12 protein-coding genes are annotated in these 16,389 nt (G+C 42.0%); 6 read left to right on the top strand and 6 right to left on the bottom strand.

Going from position 1 to position 16,389, the window contains the following annotated elements; all coding sequences use genetic code 11:
- Nucleotides 1-10: 10 nt before the first annotated feature.
- Nucleotides 11-598 (bottom strand): cytochrome c nitrite reductase small subunit, encoded by a 588-nt coding sequence (gene nrfH / locus R3O62_RS06320; RefSeq protein WP_005779097.1) that lies wholly within the window; start codon nt 596-598, stop codon nt 11-13.
- A gap of 138 nt (nt 599-736) precedes the next feature.
- The gene (locus R3O62_RS06315) at nt 737-1,240 is read right to left on the bottom strand and encodes a pyridoxamine 5'-phosphate oxidase family protein (protein ID WP_005811941.1); all 504 of its coding nucleotides are present in this window, start codon (nt 1,238-1,240) and stop codon (nt 737-739) included.
- Between the two features lie 84 nt (nt 1,241-1,324).
- Between R3O62_RS06315 and R3O62_RS06310 the strand changes: the two genes are divergently transcribed.
- From R3O62_RS06310 to R3O62_RS06300, 3 genes are all read left to right on the top strand, one after another.
- Nucleotides 1,325-3,022 carry a tetratricopeptide repeat protein gene (locus R3O62_RS06310; protein WP_317472426.1) on the top strand — a complete coding sequence of 566 codons (1,698 nt, stop codon included), beginning with the start codon at nt 1,325-1,327 and terminating at the stop codon, nt 3,020-3,022.
- Nucleotides 3,023-3,170: 148 nt separating this feature from the next.
- Complete coding sequence (locus R3O62_RS06305) at nt 3,171-3,551, top strand: DUF3244 domain-containing protein (protein WP_005811944.1); 381 nt, start codon at nt 3,171-3,173, stop codon at nt 3,549-3,551.
- 60 nt (nt 3,552-3,611) lie between these two features.
- Complete coding sequence (locus R3O62_RS06300) at nt 3,612-4,493, top strand: hypothetical protein (protein ID WP_005811945.1); 882 nt, start codon at nt 3,612-3,614, stop codon at nt 4,491-4,493.
- 93 nt (nt 4,494-4,586) lie between these two features.
- Here the strand turns inward: R3O62_RS06300 and R3O62_RS06295 are convergent, their stop codons facing one another.
- Entirely contained in the window at nt 4,587-5,168 is a 582-nt protein-coding gene (locus R3O62_RS06295) for an FKBP-type peptidyl-prolyl cis-trans isomerase (RefSeq protein ID WP_165014846.1), read from the bottom strand.
- An 11-nt stretch (nt 5,169-5,179) separates the two neighbouring features.
- A complete protein-coding gene (locus R3O62_RS06290) occupies nt 5,180-6,721 on the bottom strand; it encodes a glycine--tRNA ligase (RefSeq protein ID WP_005779103.1) in 1,542 nt (513 codons plus the stop codon).
- A 184-nt stretch (nt 6,722-6,905) separates the two neighbouring features.
- Between R3O62_RS06290 and R3O62_RS06285 the strand changes: the two genes are divergently transcribed.
- From R3O62_RS06285 to R3O62_RS06275, 3 genes are read left to right on the top strand one after another with little or no spacing between them, the layout of a single operon-like run.
- A complete protein-coding gene (locus R3O62_RS06285; protein ID WP_005779105.1) occupies nt 6,906-9,554 on the top strand; it encodes a DNA gyrase/topoisomerase IV subunit A in 2,649 nt (882 codons plus the stop codon).
- Nucleotides 9,555-9,611: 57 nt separating this feature from the next.
- Nucleotides 9,612-10,448, top strand: coding sequence for a DUF3316 domain-containing protein (locus R3O62_RS06280; protein ID WP_229066957.1), 837 nt, complete (start codon nt 9,612-9,614; stop codon nt 10,446-10,448).
- 14 nt (nt 10,449-10,462) lie between these two features.
- Nucleotides 10,463-11,494, top strand: coding sequence for a S41 family peptidase (locus tag R3O62_RS06275; RefSeq protein WP_165014849.1), 1,032 nt, complete (start codon nt 10,463-10,465; stop codon nt 11,492-11,494).
- Between the two features lie 76 nt (nt 11,495-11,570).
- On the opposite strand, the gene R3O62_RS06270 is transcribed toward R3O62_RS06275, so the two are convergent.
- Complete coding sequence (locus R3O62_RS06270) at nt 11,571-13,058, bottom strand: RagB/SusD family nutrient uptake outer membrane protein (protein WP_317472428.1); 1,488 nt, start codon at nt 13,056-13,058, stop codon at nt 11,571-11,573.
- Nucleotides 13,059-13,087: 29 nt separating this feature from the next.
- Nucleotides 13,088-16,147, bottom strand: coding sequence for a TonB-dependent receptor (locus R3O62_RS06265; protein WP_317472429.1), 3,060 nt, complete (start codon nt 16,145-16,147; stop codon nt 13,088-13,090).
- Nucleotides 16,148-16,389 lie beyond the last annotated feature (242 nt).

The raw sequence follows: 16,389 nt of genomic DNA, 5'->3' as shown, positions 1-16,389 counted from the left end.
ATTTTCTATATTATTCGATCATTTTTTTCAACCATTCCGGTGTAGGAGAATCCGGATAAGGGACTAACGCATTAGGAGTGGATGCGACACTGTTACTTCCTCCATGCGGTACGTCCCGATGACAGTCCCAACAAGCTTTCCCTTCACCTACCTGAGACATCATATAATCTATCCGTCCTGTACTTACAAATTCAGTGTTCAGTTGTGTATGACAACGAATACAATTATTCATAATCACCTCCGAGCTTTCACCATTGGCACGAACCACATCTTTTTCTCCATGGGTGAGGAATACGGCAACATGACGCATACCGTCCATTCCCTTGAATACCCATTTCTTCACTGCATTTTCGTGTGGTACATGACAGTCATTGCATGTAGCATTCCTGCTATGCGAACTATGAAACCACGTCGCATAATACGGTCCCATGATATGGCAATTAACACAAGCAGCCGGATCATCGGTCAGATAGGTATGTGCCCGAAGCATATAAAGGGTCAGAGCCCCTCCACCTACAATCACACCTGTTATAATGATCGCAAGTACTCTCCACTTACGCGAAGGGAGTAACCATTGGATATATTCTTTTACCTTCATAGTATGTATGCTATGTATTTATGCAAAGAAAGGGATTTCCATTTAAAAAGAATGTAATCCAGATTACATTTGCGAAAGAAAAATAACCCATGCTAAAAAAACAAAAGATAAACAAGGGAGAGATAAGGCAGGGGCTTCTTAATAATCTGGACAGGGCTGATTCATTTTCTTACACTTACCGGATATTGTTTTAATAACAAGTTTCAAGACGTGGGTACGGTGAAAAGACTTTTCCATATACTTCAACCCCACCTTTTTATCTTCCGGAGAATATTTATCAAGCAGAAGTTCCAATGCCTTTCGCTTCTCAGTTTCTTCTAACTGACAAATCATAGTCCCATTAATCACGATACTTTCATACTCGGTACTAAATTGATTGGAAACAACGCGCGTGCGTCCTACCACGCAAAACGATGCCTGATTACAGTCTTGAAGTATACAAAGCTTACGCCCTTCGGGAGCACAATGAAAATAGATAGACTGTTGTTTATCCCATACATAATTAATGGGAATGCCATAAACACCTTCTTCAGGTGAAGAAATAGATAACACTCCATATTCTCCATTTTCAAGTAAACTCATTGCTTCATCTTCCGATAAAAGACGGTCCTTCCGTCGGATTAAATCGTTGATATATTCCATTCTATCAAAATTTAAAAAGTAATATCAATTATTATTTTTACAAAATTTGTTACCTTTACCTTCCGAATAAGCAAAAATATAAAGATGAGACAATATTTACTAAATATAATACTGTTATTTTTAGAATTCACTATCATTTATTCTTGTTCACAGCATCAACAAATAAACAGAACCATCTTTCTGGCAGATTCCATTATGGAATATCAACCCGATAGTGCGTTTAAATTATTAAAAACAATAAATCAAACAGATTTATCTGTTTCAGAAAACGCAAAATACGCATTATTATTAGCACAAGCACAGGATAAAACCGACCATCAATTAATCAACGATTCATTAATTTTGATTGCTATAAACCATTATGATCACTTATCAAAAGATAACAATAAAGCAAAAGCATACTTTTATTTAGGACGATTTTATCAAAACAATAATGATTATGCAAAAGCCATTAACTCATATCTCATTGCAGAAAAAGCAACATCAGACCATGACACATTATTAACTTTGATATACGATAATTTGGGTACATGCTATAAAAACCAAGATTTTTATGACAAAGCTTTAGAAGTATATAAAGACGCATACTACATTTATAAACAATACAATAGCAAGAATATCCTATATCCACTTCGAGGAATGGCAAGCATATATGCTATTCAAGAACAGTTTGAGAAAGCTCTTAAATATTACCAAACAGCTCTCACCATTGCATCAAGTACCAATGACTCTACATGGCAGTCTATCTTATTTTGTGATATTTCCCGGATTTATGACAATGAAAACCTCTATGAAGCGGCATATAGTTATATAGTACGCTCTATTCAATATGCTCCACGCAGTAGCGATCTATCTGCCATGTATTTTTGGAAAGGAGAAATATTACACAATCTGAATCAATTGGATTCTGCTTTTTACTATATCAATTTAGCTAAAAAAAGTTCAGACTTAAATACACAGGCATCGGCATACCAAGCTCTATATGAAATAAAAAAAGAACAAGGAGAATTAAATGATGCAATTCTATACAATGACACGTCTCTCATTCTATATGATTCTATACAAGATTTAAACCATAGTGCAGAAATAAGTCACATACTAAAGCAACATGCGACAGAGACATTACAACAGGCCGAAGTTATAAAACGGCAAAAGCATGCAGCTTTTCTTATTGTAACTACATTATTACTCATTGCGTGTATCACATTTATCTTTCTTTATAAAGATAATAAAAGAAAAAAAGTATACATTAAAATACAATGTGAATTAAGAAATAACCAAATAGAGAAAGATGAATTAAAAGAGAAAATCAAAACGCTGATTGATAGTAATACATATATTGCGGAAAGGAATAAAGAATTAAAAAAAGAAGAACTAAAGCAGCAACAAGTTGAATTATGGAAAAGAACACTTCAAATATGTACACGACTGTTTCATACTTCCACATCATATAAAAAATTACATGCAATAGAAACAGCCAAATTTAAAAAAGAAAAAGAAGAAAAACAGAAAGAAATTAATTCCATACAGAAAGAGATAAACGAAGTTTTCATCGAAGCAATTCAGGATTTACGAGAACAATATCCAAAACTAACACAAGAAGACCTCTTCTATTGCATTCTACAATATTTGCGTCTATCTACCTCTACAATCAAATTTTGTATGAGAGTTGAAAGTAACCAGGCACTCACCCAAAGAAAGTATCGCATAAAAAAACAAATCAGTCCCCAGACTTTTTCTATAATTTTTAATGAGAACTCTCCTTCAGAAGGAATTTTATGACCTTTTATCATACGGTTCCTCCTCCTTGTTATATCAAAATTCGTAAACAGCTGATTATCAGTGATCATAAATCCTTCAATTGTTATCTCACATCAGTATCATCACTTGGGCATTGGACTATCTTTGCAGAAACATAAATTCATTTATCATGAAAAAGTTAACCTGTCTAATTACCCTATTCTTATTCATTAGTGTTGGCTATATAAATGCAGAAACAATGGCCTCAAGAAAGAAAATTAAAATGAAAGTAGAAACTCAGCACCATCAACGTTCTCTGCCCCCACCTTGTCCCGCAGAAGCTTTTATCTGTGGAAATACGGTTGATCTTATTTTCAGAGAAATAAATAAAACTGCAGTTGTCACAATTATGAATTTAGATACGGGAGAAGCCATTCATTACAATGTTTCAACAAACGATTGTAGTATCTCTATAGATTTAGGCAACAATCAAAGTGAATCAAACTATAATATTGAATTAATACTGGATAACAGAGCATATACCGGAGAATTTACAACAAATGAAATCTGAGATTTTATTTTTAAATAATAACAAGCTCTTTCTCTCAAAGAGCATAAATCTTTATTATATATGAAAACCATATCTAAATTATTTTTGCTATTTTCAATTATTCTACTTTCATCATGTGATGAAACAGAATTGGATCAAACGGTGACTAATCAAGTAAATCCGCAAAAAGAAGAAGATTCCAGAATTGTATTCAATAGTGCAAAAGAGTTTTATAACACCCTTGACACACTATCTTACATGACTTATGAAGAACAAACAGAATGGGTTCGTGCCTCGGGTATTAAATATCCGCTATATACAGACCTTGAATTTTGCGAAGATGAAATCATGGCAGAAATGCCGAGAGCATTTCAAGCACTATTCAACCATAAAATGGAAATGCAAATAAATGATACCATAATTGCATTTGAAAAAGGAAATATGTACGTGAAATCAATTAAAGGAAAGACATTGACTGTCCCACTTTTATATGGGCAAGTAGGAGTTAACCAAGAAGAATCAGAAATAACAACAAGAGCGATATACAAAACACAATATGGAAAGATTGGGACATCATATCAACATGAATTTAAAATACCAGGATCCAAATTCAGATACAAATATGTCCATGAACTTAAATCGGTCATTATTCGCGAAAACCTCCCACCCCATACCACATGGAGTAATCTTTTCTTGGTTTTAAAGTTAGAATGGAAAGGTAAGAAGAAATGGAAAGTTGCAGAAAAAGAAGAAAGGAACATCTCCATAAACTTCAATGTGTGTAAACGTAACTTAGGAAAAGTAAAACTCAATCAAGAGATCCGCATAGACGTTCAAAACACAACCTCCCAATCGCACTCCATAAATATAGAAGGTTATATTATTCATGAAGTAGTCGGAATACCAAGCACTAAAATGTATAATGGATGGAGTTACCCATTAGTAGAATGGCAACCTCAATAAAAAGTCTGCCACACAGTAAGAATATCATAAAACAAACCCTAAAATAACCTCTCCTGATTATTGCATTAATAATCAGGAGAGATTAATCATATCCTATTCATTTACAATTTTTTGTAATTGTATATCGAAAATCAAAGTCGAATATCCTGGAATATCTCTATCCCCTTTTTCACCATACCCCATTTCATAAGGCAAATATATAGTCCAGTGTTGTCCTACACGCATCCGTTGTAGAGTCTCTCCCCAACCACTAATGACAGATATATACTTTGAAGTTTGTGTAGTACTCTTAAATGGATCTACATAACACTTCAAAGGTACATCAAAGTCAAGATTCGGCTGACTACCAGTAAAATTACCATCAAAAGATTCCCCAAAAATATAATAACCACGATAGAATACTTCGACAGAATCCGTATAAAGAGGTTTATCGCCCAATTGTCTATCAGCAGGTGTTTTATCTTTATAGTAAATTCGCAACTTAGGATTTATTTCCGGTGCAAAAGCTTTCAGCTCGGGATCCTTCTTGTCATCAAATACCGCCTTCAAAGAATCAATATATCCTTCATTACGTGCCCTCCAATTATCAAACTTTGTAGCTTCTTTCGTCTCTTCACAAGAAACAAAGATAAGGGCCAGTAACAGCAACGGTAATAAATAGATTTTTTTGTTCATTCGCTAAAGAGTTATTGGATTGTTTTCAACAACGAGGTAATACTTACCCGGTCGGCAATGATATTATTCAATTCAGAGATTGCCACACGTTCCTGCTCCATAGTGTCGCGGTTACGCAGTGTCACACAATTGTCTTCCAATGTCTGATGGTCAACAGTCACACAGTACGGGGTACCGATGGCATCCTGACGACGGTAGCGTTTACCGATACTGTCTTTTTCATCATACTGACAATGGAAGTGGAACTTAAGATTGTCAATGATCTCACGAGCCTTTTCAGGCAGTCCGTCTTTCTTTACCAACGGCATTACAGCCAACTTCACAGGTGCCAATGCAGCAGGCAATTTCAATACGATACGACTTTCACCGTTCTCCAGCTGTTCTTCACAATAAGCGGCAGACATAATGCTGAGGAACATACGATCGACACCGATCGAAGTTTCGATTACGTACGGAGTGTACGATTCATTCAACTCGGGATCGAAATATTTAATGCTCTTTCCAGAGAACTTCTCGTGCTGGGAAAGATCGAAATTAGTACGAGAGTGAATACCTTCTACTTCTTTGAAACCGAATGGCATCAAGAACTCAATATCGGTGGCGGCATTCGCGTAGTGAGCCAATTTATCGTGATCGTGGAAACGATAATGATCGTCACCAAAGCCCAGTGCCTTGTGCCACTTCAAACGAATTTCTTTCCATTTCTTGAAATATTCCAATTCGCTGCCCGGACGAACGAAGAACTGCATCTCCATCTGTTCGAACTCACGCATGCGGAAGATAAACTGACGGGCTACAATTTCGTTACGGAAAGCTTTACCGATCTGAGCGATACCAAAAGGAACTTTCATACGACCGGTCTTCTGTACATTCAGGTAGTTTACGAAAATACCTTGCGCAGTTTCCGGACGAAGATAAATTTTCATGGCTCCATCGGCAGTAGACCCCATATCGGTAGAAAACATCAGATTAAACTGGCGGACTTCCGTCCAGTTCTTGGTCCCGGAAATAGGACATGCTATTTCTTCGTCGATAATGATCTGGCGAAGTTCTTCCAGATTGTTATCATTCAGTGCTTTTGCAAAACGTTCGTGCAATGCATCACGCTTTGCCTGATGTTCAAGAACACGGCCATTCGTGCTGCGGAATTGGGCTTCATCGAAAGCTTCGCCAAATCTCTTGGCAGCCTTGGCTACTTCCTTATTAATTTTATCGTCGTACTTAGCCAGTTGATCCTCGATCAGTACATCGGCACGATAGCGTTTTTTAGAGTCTTTGTTGTCAATCAACGGATCATTGAATGCATCCACATGTCCGGAAGCCTTCCAGATGGTAGGGTGCATAAAAATTGCAGAGTCAATGCCGACAATGTTTTCGTGCAGCAGCACCATGCTGTCCCACCAGTATTTTTTAATATTGTTTTTCAGTTCAACACCCATCTGTCCGTAGTCATACACTGCGCCCAATCCGTCGTAGATATCGCTTGAGGGGAACACAAAACCGTATTCTTTGCAATGTGATACTAACTTCTTAAAAACATCTTCTTGTGCCATCGTCTTATTTTCAATTTAGTCATTTACAATTTACATTTCATACATCTGCCTGTAAGCCAGACTCAGAAATAATCTGCAAAGTAAATGATTTTTTTCAATTAAATTCGTATTTTTGCCTGCACATCACCCAATAATGATGTAAAAAAGATAATTTGTTGTTAAAACCAGAGGGAAATTTGATTTTATGAGCGAAGAGAACAACGAGATTACGGAAGGACATTCTGACTATAAGCCGGCGGACTCACATAACGAAAGCATTAAACATCAACTTACAGGAATGTACCAGAACTGGTTTCTGGACTATGCTTCATACGTTATCCTCGAGCGAGCCGTGCCCCATATCAATGACGGACTGAAACCGGTGCAACGCCGCATCCTGCACTCCATGAAACGCATGGATGATGGACGGTATAACAAGGTGGCTAACATTGTAGGACATACGATGCAGTTTCACCCCCATGGCGATGCATCTATTGGTGACGCATTGGTACAGTTGGGACAGAAAGACTTATTGGTCGACTGCCAGGGTAACTGGGGTAATATCCTCACCGGTGACGGTGCGGCCGCTCCCCGTTATATCGAAGCACGCCTGTCAAAGTTTGCACTCGATGTAGTGTTCAACCCTAAAACAACCGAATGGAAACTGTCGTATGACGGACGAAACAAAGAACCTATCACCTTGCCGGTGAAGTTCCCACTTTTGCTGGCACAAGGAGTGGAAGGTATCGCCGTAGGACTTTCATCCAAGATCTTACCACATAACTTCAACGAACTTTGCGACGCTTCCATCAGTTACCTGCGAAACGAAGAGTTCAAACTATATCCCGACTTCCAGACCGGAGGTTCTATTGACGTGTCGAAATACAACGACGGTGAACGCGGTGGAGCAGTAAAGATACGGTCTAAAATCAATAAAGTAGACAATAAAACACTCGCCATTACCGAAATTCCTTATGGCAGGACTACGACTTCGGTCATCGACTCCATCCTGAAAGCCGTCGACAAAGGAAAAATAAAGATACGCAAGGTAGACGACAACACAGCAGCCAACGTAGAGATCCTTGTCCATCTGGCTCCGGGCACTTCATCGGACAAAACAATCGATGCCCTCTATGCTTTTACAGATTGCGAAGTAAGCATCTCGCCCAACTGTTGTGTGATTGATGATCAGAAGCCTCACTTCCTCACCATCAGCCACGTCCTGAGAAAATCTGCCGACAATACATTGTCCCTGCTTCGCCAGGAACTGGAAATCAAGAAAGACGAACTACAGGAAAGCCTGCATTTCGCTTCTCTTGAAAAGATATTCATTGAAGAGCGCATTTATAAAGATAAAGAGTTCGAACAGTCTAAAGATATGGATGCCGCCTGCGCACACATCGACGAACGGTTGACTCCTTTCTATTCGCAATTCATACGTGAAGTAACGAAAGAAGACATCCTCCGCCTGATGGAAATCAAGATGGGACGTATCCTGAAGTTCAATTCCGACAAGGCGGAAGAGGCTATTGCCCGCATGAACGAAGACATTGCCGAGATCAACAATCATCTGGCCAACATCGTGGAGTACACCATCCAATGGTACCGGATGCTTAAAGATAAATATGGGAAAAACTTCCCCCGACGTACTGAGTTGCGCAACTTCGACACCATTGAAGCCGCCAAAGTGGTGGAAGCCAACGAAAAGCTCTATATCAACCGTGAAGAAGGCTTCATCGGAACGTCATTAAAGAAAGACGAATTCGTGGCATGCTGTTCGGACATCGATGATGTGATCATCTTCTACCGGGACGGGCGTTACATGGTCACTCCCGTAGCCGACAAAAAGTTTGTGGGCAAAAACGTAATCTACGTCAATGTATTTAAGAAGAATGACAAACGCACCATCTACAACGTAGCCTACCGCGACGGTGCAGAAGGAACACACTATATCAAACGGTTTGCAGTCACTTCCATTGTACGCGACCGTGAATACGACGTGACACAAGGTAAACCCGATTCACGCATTTCTTATTTCAGTGCCAACCCCAATGGTGAAGCTGAAATCATCAAGGTCACCTTGAAACCTAATCCTCGTGTACGCCGCATCATCTTCGAGCGTGATTTCAGTGAAGTGACCATTCGCAGCCGACAAAGTCAAGGCGTCATTCTGACACGTCTGCCGGTACACAAAATTGTATTGAAACAACGGGGAGGCTCTACACTGGGCGGACGTAAAGTATGGTTCGACCGCGATGTGCTCCGCCTCAATTACGACGGCCGGGGTGAATATTTGGGTGAGTTCCAGAGCGACGACAGCATCCTTGTTGTGCTGAACACCGGAGAGTTCTATACCTCAAACTTCGATCTCAGCAATCACTACGAAGATAATGTGAGTATCGTCGAGAAGTTCGATGCCAACAAGATATGGACGGCTGCGCTTTATGATGCCGACCAACAGAACTATCCGTACCTGAAACGTTTCTGCTTCGAAGCCACTGCCCGCAAGCAGAACTATCTGGGTGAGAACAAACATAACCGCCTGATTTTACTGACGGATGAGTATTACCCAAGATTGGAAATCATCTTCGGAGGTCACGACAGTTTCCGCGAACCTGTTGTCATTGATGCCGAAGAGTTCATTGCCGTCAAAGGTTTTAAGGCCAAAGGGAAACGTCTCACTACTTATACAGTAGAGACCATCAACGAACTGGAACCAACCCGTTTCCCGGATCCGCCACAAACCACGGATGATGAAAACACGGATGAAGAACCGGAAAATCTGGACCCGGACAATGGTAAAACAGAAAACGACATACTCGATGAAATGACCGGACAGATGAAGCTGTTTTAGCACAAGTCCAAGATAAAACTGCGTATGAAAGTAAATACAAGTATATTGCTATTATTAATGATAGCAATCGCTCTCCCTTCTTTTGGAGGGAACGGAAATGGTAACGGCACAGACTCACTTCAAGCTACCCGCTATGTGACACGTGCCACCATGTACGGTGTGGGATACACCAATGTATTCGACACCTATCTTTCTCCGCAGGAATATAAAGGTATCGAATTTCGTATCTCACGCGAAACAATGCGTATGACCGCCTGGGGCGATGGCAATGTCTCGGTACAGAACTTTTTCCAGGCAAACCTGGCATATACTCACAACCGGGTAGATAACAACAATACATTTGCCGGATTAGTGAATTGGAACTATGGACTGCACTATCAGTTCCGCATAACAGACAACTTTAAGCTGCTTGCCGGAGGAATGGGAGATTTCAACGGCGGCTTTGTCTACAATCTGCGCAATACCAACAATCCGGCCTCAGCCCGTGCTTACATCAACCTGGACGCTTCGGGAATGGCCATCTGGCATACAAAAATAAAAAATTATCCGTTGGCATTACGTTACCAGGTTAATCTTCCGGTAATAGGGCTCATGTTCTCTCCCCATTACGGGCAATCTTACTACGAAATATTCACACTCGGACACGCCAGTGGCGTAGTCCGTTTTACTTCTCTGCATAATCAGCCGGCGTTACGACAGATGATATCAGTCGACTTTCCAATCAGATATACCAAAATGCGCCTTAGCTATTTGTGTGATCTCCAACAATCCAAACTGAACGGAATCAAGACACATACTTATTCACAAGTTTTCATGGTGGGATTTGTACACGATCTGTTTCGTATCCGAAATAAGAACGGAACTCCCCTGCCACCTGCCGTCAGAGCCTATTAAAACAGAAGTGAATCATGAAGAATCCTCCTATCCATAGTATCCTGCAACAAAGCTTCTGCCTGATTTTCTTTCTGGCTCTCCTCTCTTCCTGTATCCGGGAAGAAGAGTATGCCAACGATCCACAAGGAAACTTTGAGCAGTTATGGAAAATCATCGACCGGCAATATTGCTTTCTCGATTACAAACAAATCGACTGGGATGATATCTATACCCAATATCAAAAACGTATTACCCCGAATATGAGCAACGAAGGGCTGTTCGAAGTTCTGAGTGAAATGCTTTATGAATTGCAGGACGGGCATGTCAATCTGGCTTCGGCTCACAACGTGTCTTATTACGACGCCTGGTATCAAGATTATCCCCGTAACTTCCGTGCAGACCTGGTTGAAGATTCCTATCTGGGCCGTGCCAGTACGGACTATCGTACGGCAGCAGGCCTCAAATATAAGATACTGAAAGACAACATCGGCTATATACGGTATGAAAGCTTTGCCGACCCGATTGGCAACGGCAACTTGGACGAAGTGCTCTCCTACCTGGCCATATGCAATGGACTAATCATCGATGTGCGCGATAATGGTGGTGGAAACGCGACAAATTCCGCCCGCATCGCTTCCCGATTCACTAACGAAAAGGTTCTGACAGGATACATCTGCCATAAAACAGGAACCGGACACAACGACTTCTCTAAACCCTATGCCATCTATCTGGAACCGGCCAATGGGGTACGCTGGCAAAAGAAAGCAGTCGTGTTGACCAATCGCCGTTCTTTCAGCGCAACCAACGATTTTGTCAACCACATGCGTTGCCTGCCCAATGTCACCATCATCGGAGATAAAACCGGAGGAGGATCGGGTATGCCCTTTACCTCCGAATTACCCAACGGGTGGAGCGTACGTTTCTCCGCCAGCCCGCACTTCGATGCGGAGATGAAGCACATCGAGTTCGGCATTGAACCGGACATTCAGGTAGATATGCTGCAAGAAGACGAAATGAGAGGAAAAGATACACTGATAGAGATCGCCCGCAGATTCCTCAGTAAATAACCTTCTGGTGTCTCACAACATGCCGGTTCGAGCCCTGTCATCCGAAAAGCCGGTATATCTCACCTCCCAGAAAGCATTAACGCGGATTCTGCACCATATTCGGGTTAGCATCTATCTCCGCCTGCGGAATAGGTAATGCTACCCGCGGATCAGACGGAGCAATAACCGCAGCAGCCGCTACAGAAGGCAAATGCCAACCACCGGTACGATTTACAGACAAACCATTTCGCATGGCATCAAAGAAAGCATGTCCCTCTCCTACCAATTCCTTACGGCGTTCTTTCAAGATACGCTCCAGGCTCAACTCCGACTCTTTTACAGACTTCGCCGGATTAGCACGGCTCACGATGGCATTAAGGCAATCCAAAGAAAACTTTAGGTTTTCTGCTCCCCCTAACTTAAAGGCAGCTTCGGCAGCATTCAGGTAAACTTCGGAGAGACGGATAATACAGATGTCATTATCCTGCGGATTATCCCCCGTCTTGCCCGGATACTTATTCAGATATTTAGGATGCCCCTTGGAACCTTCGGGCAATAGGTCCTCTTCCGGTTTCTCCGGCAAACGATTCAATGAATGACGCACATCATCCGGATCTTCTCCCAACAGATCGAGGAATGCTTTGGTCAGTACAAGGTTGTTCCAATCCTTCACATTATCGGCATAAACCATCGGAGCACCTTCACCTCCCGTTCCGCCATCAGGCTCGGAAAGAGTGTAGTAAAACTCAAACAGTGACTCAGAATTGAAGTCTTTTCCCCATACAGTAGGATATTCATCGTGTGTGAACAACTGATACAATCCACCGTTATTCATCACTTCCTTGGCCAAGGCGAGAGCCTTTTCATTATCATTCATATAAAGATATACCCGTGAAAGTAATGCTTTGACACTCCACACATTAAGATAACCGTTTTTCTTATCAGCGGAAAGTGCCGAGAGTTTCAGTGCACCTGTCATATCGTCTATCACCTGCTGATAGCATTCGGCCACCGTATTGCGGGCAGGCTGGTGAGTAGGCAAAGTTGTTTTAATCTCAATAGGTACTCCCAAAGAAGTACCATTGTTCAAGGTATAGGGCATAGCAAACAGACGGGTGAGATCGAACAAAGCCAGTCCGCGCAAAGCAAGCGCTTCAGCTTTGATACAGTTGAGAGCCACAACATCATCGGTAACCACCGCACCGGATTCTATTCTTTCCAGCAGACTATTTGCCTGATGAATGACACTATAAGGCTGATTCCATACACGGGTAATATTCAAGGCATCATCGGCCGTGACATTGAACTCATAATAAGGTGATACACGTTTTCCGGCTCCCTTGCTGACACGTGCTTGAACATCTTCACCACGGCAATCGGCATAATAGAGATAATTATCACCATAATAACTATGTGAAGCGGCAATGCGATAAATGCCGTTCAAAGCTATTTGTGCTTCCTCAAGTGTACGGATGGCTTGCGGAGTAGTCACAGAGGTAGATGGATTTAAATTCAGCCAGTCGCCGGAACAAGAAGAACCCACAAGCGACATAGCGGCAAACATGTATATAAGTGTACGTTTCATATATCTGAATATTAATAATGATGAATGATTTAGAAAGTTATCTCAACCCCAAAATTGAAGGTACGCATGGGAGGAGCCTCACAGAACACCTCACCATTAACCGGTACTTCAGGATCATACTGTTTCCATTTGGCCCATGTCAGCAGATTACTTCCTGAGAAGTAGACACGTGCATTCTCTATCAGTGCCTTTTGTACCCATCTGCTGGGAAGTGTGAAACCGAGTGTCAGATTCTTGAGGCGGATGTGATCGGTACTGTGAATATAGCGGGATGAATTTTGTGGACCGGCTCCCTGTTCCAATACAAAACGAGGCACATCAGTTCTATCTCCCGGCTTCTGCCAACGGTCCAAAGCATATACAGGCAGGTTGTATGACTTTTCTTTGCTGCCGTCGGTTTCTATCAGAGTACCTGTCTTGTCAAAAGAATATCCTCCCAACGAATAGGTAAAGGTAAGTCCCAGATCAAACCACTTATAAGAAATGATATTAGTGAACCCTCCCGATATCTTAGGATCAGCAGATTTATACGGAATAGCTTGCGCTTTAGAAGCATCGTCAGTCATCTCTCTATTATAATTCCCCTGTTCATCTTGTGTATTGAGATAATAAAGAGCTTTCCCGGTCGACGGGTCTACTCCGGCAAACTCTTTCACGTAGAAACTATTGTAAGGAAGACCTATTTTATGAATAAACCAGGAGCCCTCGACAGATTGCTTTATATCTCCGTCCAGTGCCACGATTTTATTACGGTTATGTGTTAAATTCAGCACCGATGTCCAGTTGAAGTCAGGACCGGCAAAGTTAATCGTGCGCAGTTCGAACTCCACCCCTTTGTTGTTAAGCTGACCGATGTTTGCAAGATAATTCAGAAAACCGGTAGTGGCACTGATAGGGCGATTATAAAGCAAGTCCTTTGTATCGCGGTTGTAGTATTCGAGATTCACAAAGATACGGTCAATAAAAGTCAGGCTAAGCCCAATATTCAGGTTATAGTTCTTTTCCCATTTCAGTTTGGGATTGGCTTGGGCAGACTCATATGAACCTGCTGCCCCCATGTAGTTCTGCCCGTAGCTGTATAGCCCCATATATCCGTAAAAAGCTCCCGGCTGATTCCCATTGACACCATAAGAAGCACGGATTTTCACATCGTTCAATACCGGCTTCACAGCCTCCATAAAAGGTTCACTGCCCAGATGCCACATACCGGAAACAGACCAGAAGTCTCCCCACCGACTTTCCGGAGCAAGACGGGAACTGCCATCGCGGCGATAACTGCCTGCAATGTAATAACGATTATCGTAATCATAGTTCAAACGGGACAGGTAAGAAATCATTCTGTATGCCTGTGTAGAAGAAACAAAGCTCTTCAGCACAGCGGCATTATCCGGCTCAAGCAACACATCCGAGGGGAGTTTAGCCTTCTCTCCCATAGCTTTATCACTCTGATAGCTTTCCAATTCATAGGCAGCCAAAATGTCAAGGTGATGTTTAGCGGCAAATGTGTGGGTATAGTTGAGTGAAGTAGACGACAATAGCTTACCATATTCGGTAAATCCCTTTGAGGTCTGAGCATCACTTCCGCTCTTGGGACCTGCCCCGCTAAGCGGATTCAAATAGCGGGAATCTTTCTGTACAGTATAGTCATAACTCAGGGTCTCTTTCAGTTTCAATCCTTTGATGATATCTACCGAAGCATAACCGGTGGAGAACATACGTGTCATACGACTGCGGTTATAGTCGGTACGGATGTCACGAAGCGGATTCACATTGGTTCCTATATAAGACCCCACATAGTTGCCCGAAGCGTCACGCACAGGCATGGAAGGTGTGGCAGACACAGCAACACAAAGGAAGGGATTGATATTGGAACCGCGCTCCTCGTTCATCTCCTGACTTATTTGGGTGAACATCATGTTACCTCCTACCTCGACACGGCTACCCATTTTATGTGTCATGTTCAGGCGGGCAGAGTAACGGTCCAGATTAGAATTCTCGACCAAACCTTCCTGACGGTTAAAGCCGAGAGAAGCATAAAAAGTAGTGCGCTCGTTACCTCCGGAAGCACTCACCTCGTAGTTTTGATTATGAGCGGTTCGGATCAGTTCTTTCCTCCAGTCCGTATATCCCAGTTCCGGTATCCCTGCATATGTATCAATATTGGCGTTTGCATATGCTTCGGGAGATTGGAGTCCCTTGTCTACTGCAGAGTTGTAAAGACCTTCATAAATCATTTCACGGCGTTGTTCACCGTTCAATGTGGGACGGAAGTTGACAGCTGCATTAGAAAAGCCTCCGCTGGCGCTCAAAGTAACTTTAGTCCGCCCTACGGCTCCTTTTTTGGTAGTGATCAGAATCACTCCATTCGCAGCACGCGAACCGTAAAGAGAAGCGGCGGCGGCATCCTTTATCACTGTAATATTCTCGATATCGGCAGGATTAAGAGTACTCATCACATTTGTTTTGGCATTATTCATATAGGCGGCATCAGCCCCCGTACCGGCTCCCATACTGCCGGAAGTGACCGGTATACCGTCAATCACAAAAAGAGGTTCATTGGATGCATTGAATGAGCCCATACCACGGATACGAATACTCTGGTTAGCTCCTGGCTGGCCGGAACCGGAAGTAATATTTACCCCCGTGGTCATACCTTGCAACTTCTGTTCTACAGAAAGTACCGGTACGTTTTTCAGCATGTCGGCCCGTAAGGTGTTAGCTGATCCGGTAAAGGATGACTTTGAAAAATTTCCGTATCCGGTCACCACAACTTCATCCAGATTAAGTGATTCGGGCTGCAACACCACATTCAAGACTCCATTCTTCGGCACTTTGACCTCAGACGATTTCATTCCTATATAGGATATGACAAGGATTTTATCTGATGGTTCTATTTTCAGAGTGTAACGGCCGTCCATATCCGTTACCACTCCCCTTCCCGGTACCCCTTTTACGGCAACCGTAGCTCCGATAAGCGGCTGTTTATCCTCCGATGACGTCACTAAACCTTTTATTTCCAACTGTTGTGCTTGCACATGTATACCACACATACACAACAAGATAATCAACACTGTTTTCAAACTTCTCATTGGCTAATCATTTTAAATCTACAAATACCTATTTGCACTTGTACTCCAATAATTGTACCTCAAAAGTATTGATGAAATCAATAAAGTCTAAACATCAGTAAATAAGAGTATTAAATATTCAAGAAAAGCTAAAAATGAAAAGAAGGGTTGTAGAACTGCTCCACAAAGATGTGGAACTATTCTACAACCCTCTTGACAAGAGCCCCTGAGAGGAAAAGCTACATTGATAGAGATCGCCCGCA

The organism is Bacteroides hominis (genome assembly GCF_033042785.2).
Taxonomy (GTDB): Bacteria; Bacteroidota; Bacteroidia; order Bacteroidales; family Bacteroidaceae; genus Bacteroides; species Bacteroides hominis.
Note: the sequence above shows the minus strand (reverse complement) of the source record. Positions and strands in the feature narration are given on the sequence as shown.

Excerpts from the sequence above, each read along its gene's own strand:
- R3O62_RS06295 (WP_165014846.1), bottom strand. The coding sequence starts at position 5,168 with ATGAACAAAAAAATCTATTTATTACCGTTGCTGTTACTGGCCCTTATC.
- R3O62_RS06290 (WP_005779103.1), bottom strand. The coding sequence starts at position 6,721 with ATGGCACAAGAAGATGTTTTTAAGAAGTTAGTATCACATTGCAAAGAA.
- R3O62_RS06315 (WP_005811941.1), bottom strand. The coding sequence starts at position 1,240 with ATGGAATATATCAACGATTTAATCCGACGGAAGGACCGTCTTTTATCG.
- R3O62_RS06280 (WP_229066957.1), top strand. The coding sequence starts at position 9,612 with ATGATAGCAATCGCTCTCCCTTCTTTTGGAGGGAACGGAAATGGTAAC.
- nrfH (WP_005779097.1), bottom strand. The coding sequence starts at position 598 with ATGAAGGTAAAAGAATATATCCAATGGTTACTCCCTTCGCGTAAGTGG.
- R3O62_RS06275 (WP_165014849.1), top strand. The coding sequence starts at position 10,463 with ATGAAGAATCCTCCTATCCATAGTATCCTGCAACAAAGCTTCTGCCTG.
- R3O62_RS06310 (WP_317472426.1), top strand. The coding sequence starts at position 1,325 with ATGAGACAATATTTACTAAATATAATACTGTTATTTTTAGAATTCACT.
- R3O62_RS06270 (WP_317472428.1), bottom strand. The coding sequence starts at position 13,058 with ATGAAACGTACACTTATATACATGTTTGCCGCTATGTCGCTTGTGGGT.
- R3O62_RS06305 (WP_005811944.1), top strand. The coding sequence starts at position 3,171 with ATGAAAAAGTTAACCTGTCTAATTACCCTATTCTTATTCATTAGTGTT.
- R3O62_RS06300 (WP_005811945.1), top strand. The coding sequence starts at position 3,612 with ATGAAAACCATATCTAAATTATTTTTGCTATTTTCAATTATTCTACTT.
- R3O62_RS06285 (WP_005779105.1), top strand. The coding sequence starts at position 6,906 with ATGAGCGAAGAGAACAACGAGATTACGGAAGGACATTCTGACTATAAG.
- R3O62_RS06265 (WP_317472429.1), bottom strand. The coding sequence starts at position 16,147 with ATGAGAAGTTTGAAAACAGTGTTGATTATCTTGTTGTGTATGTGTGGT.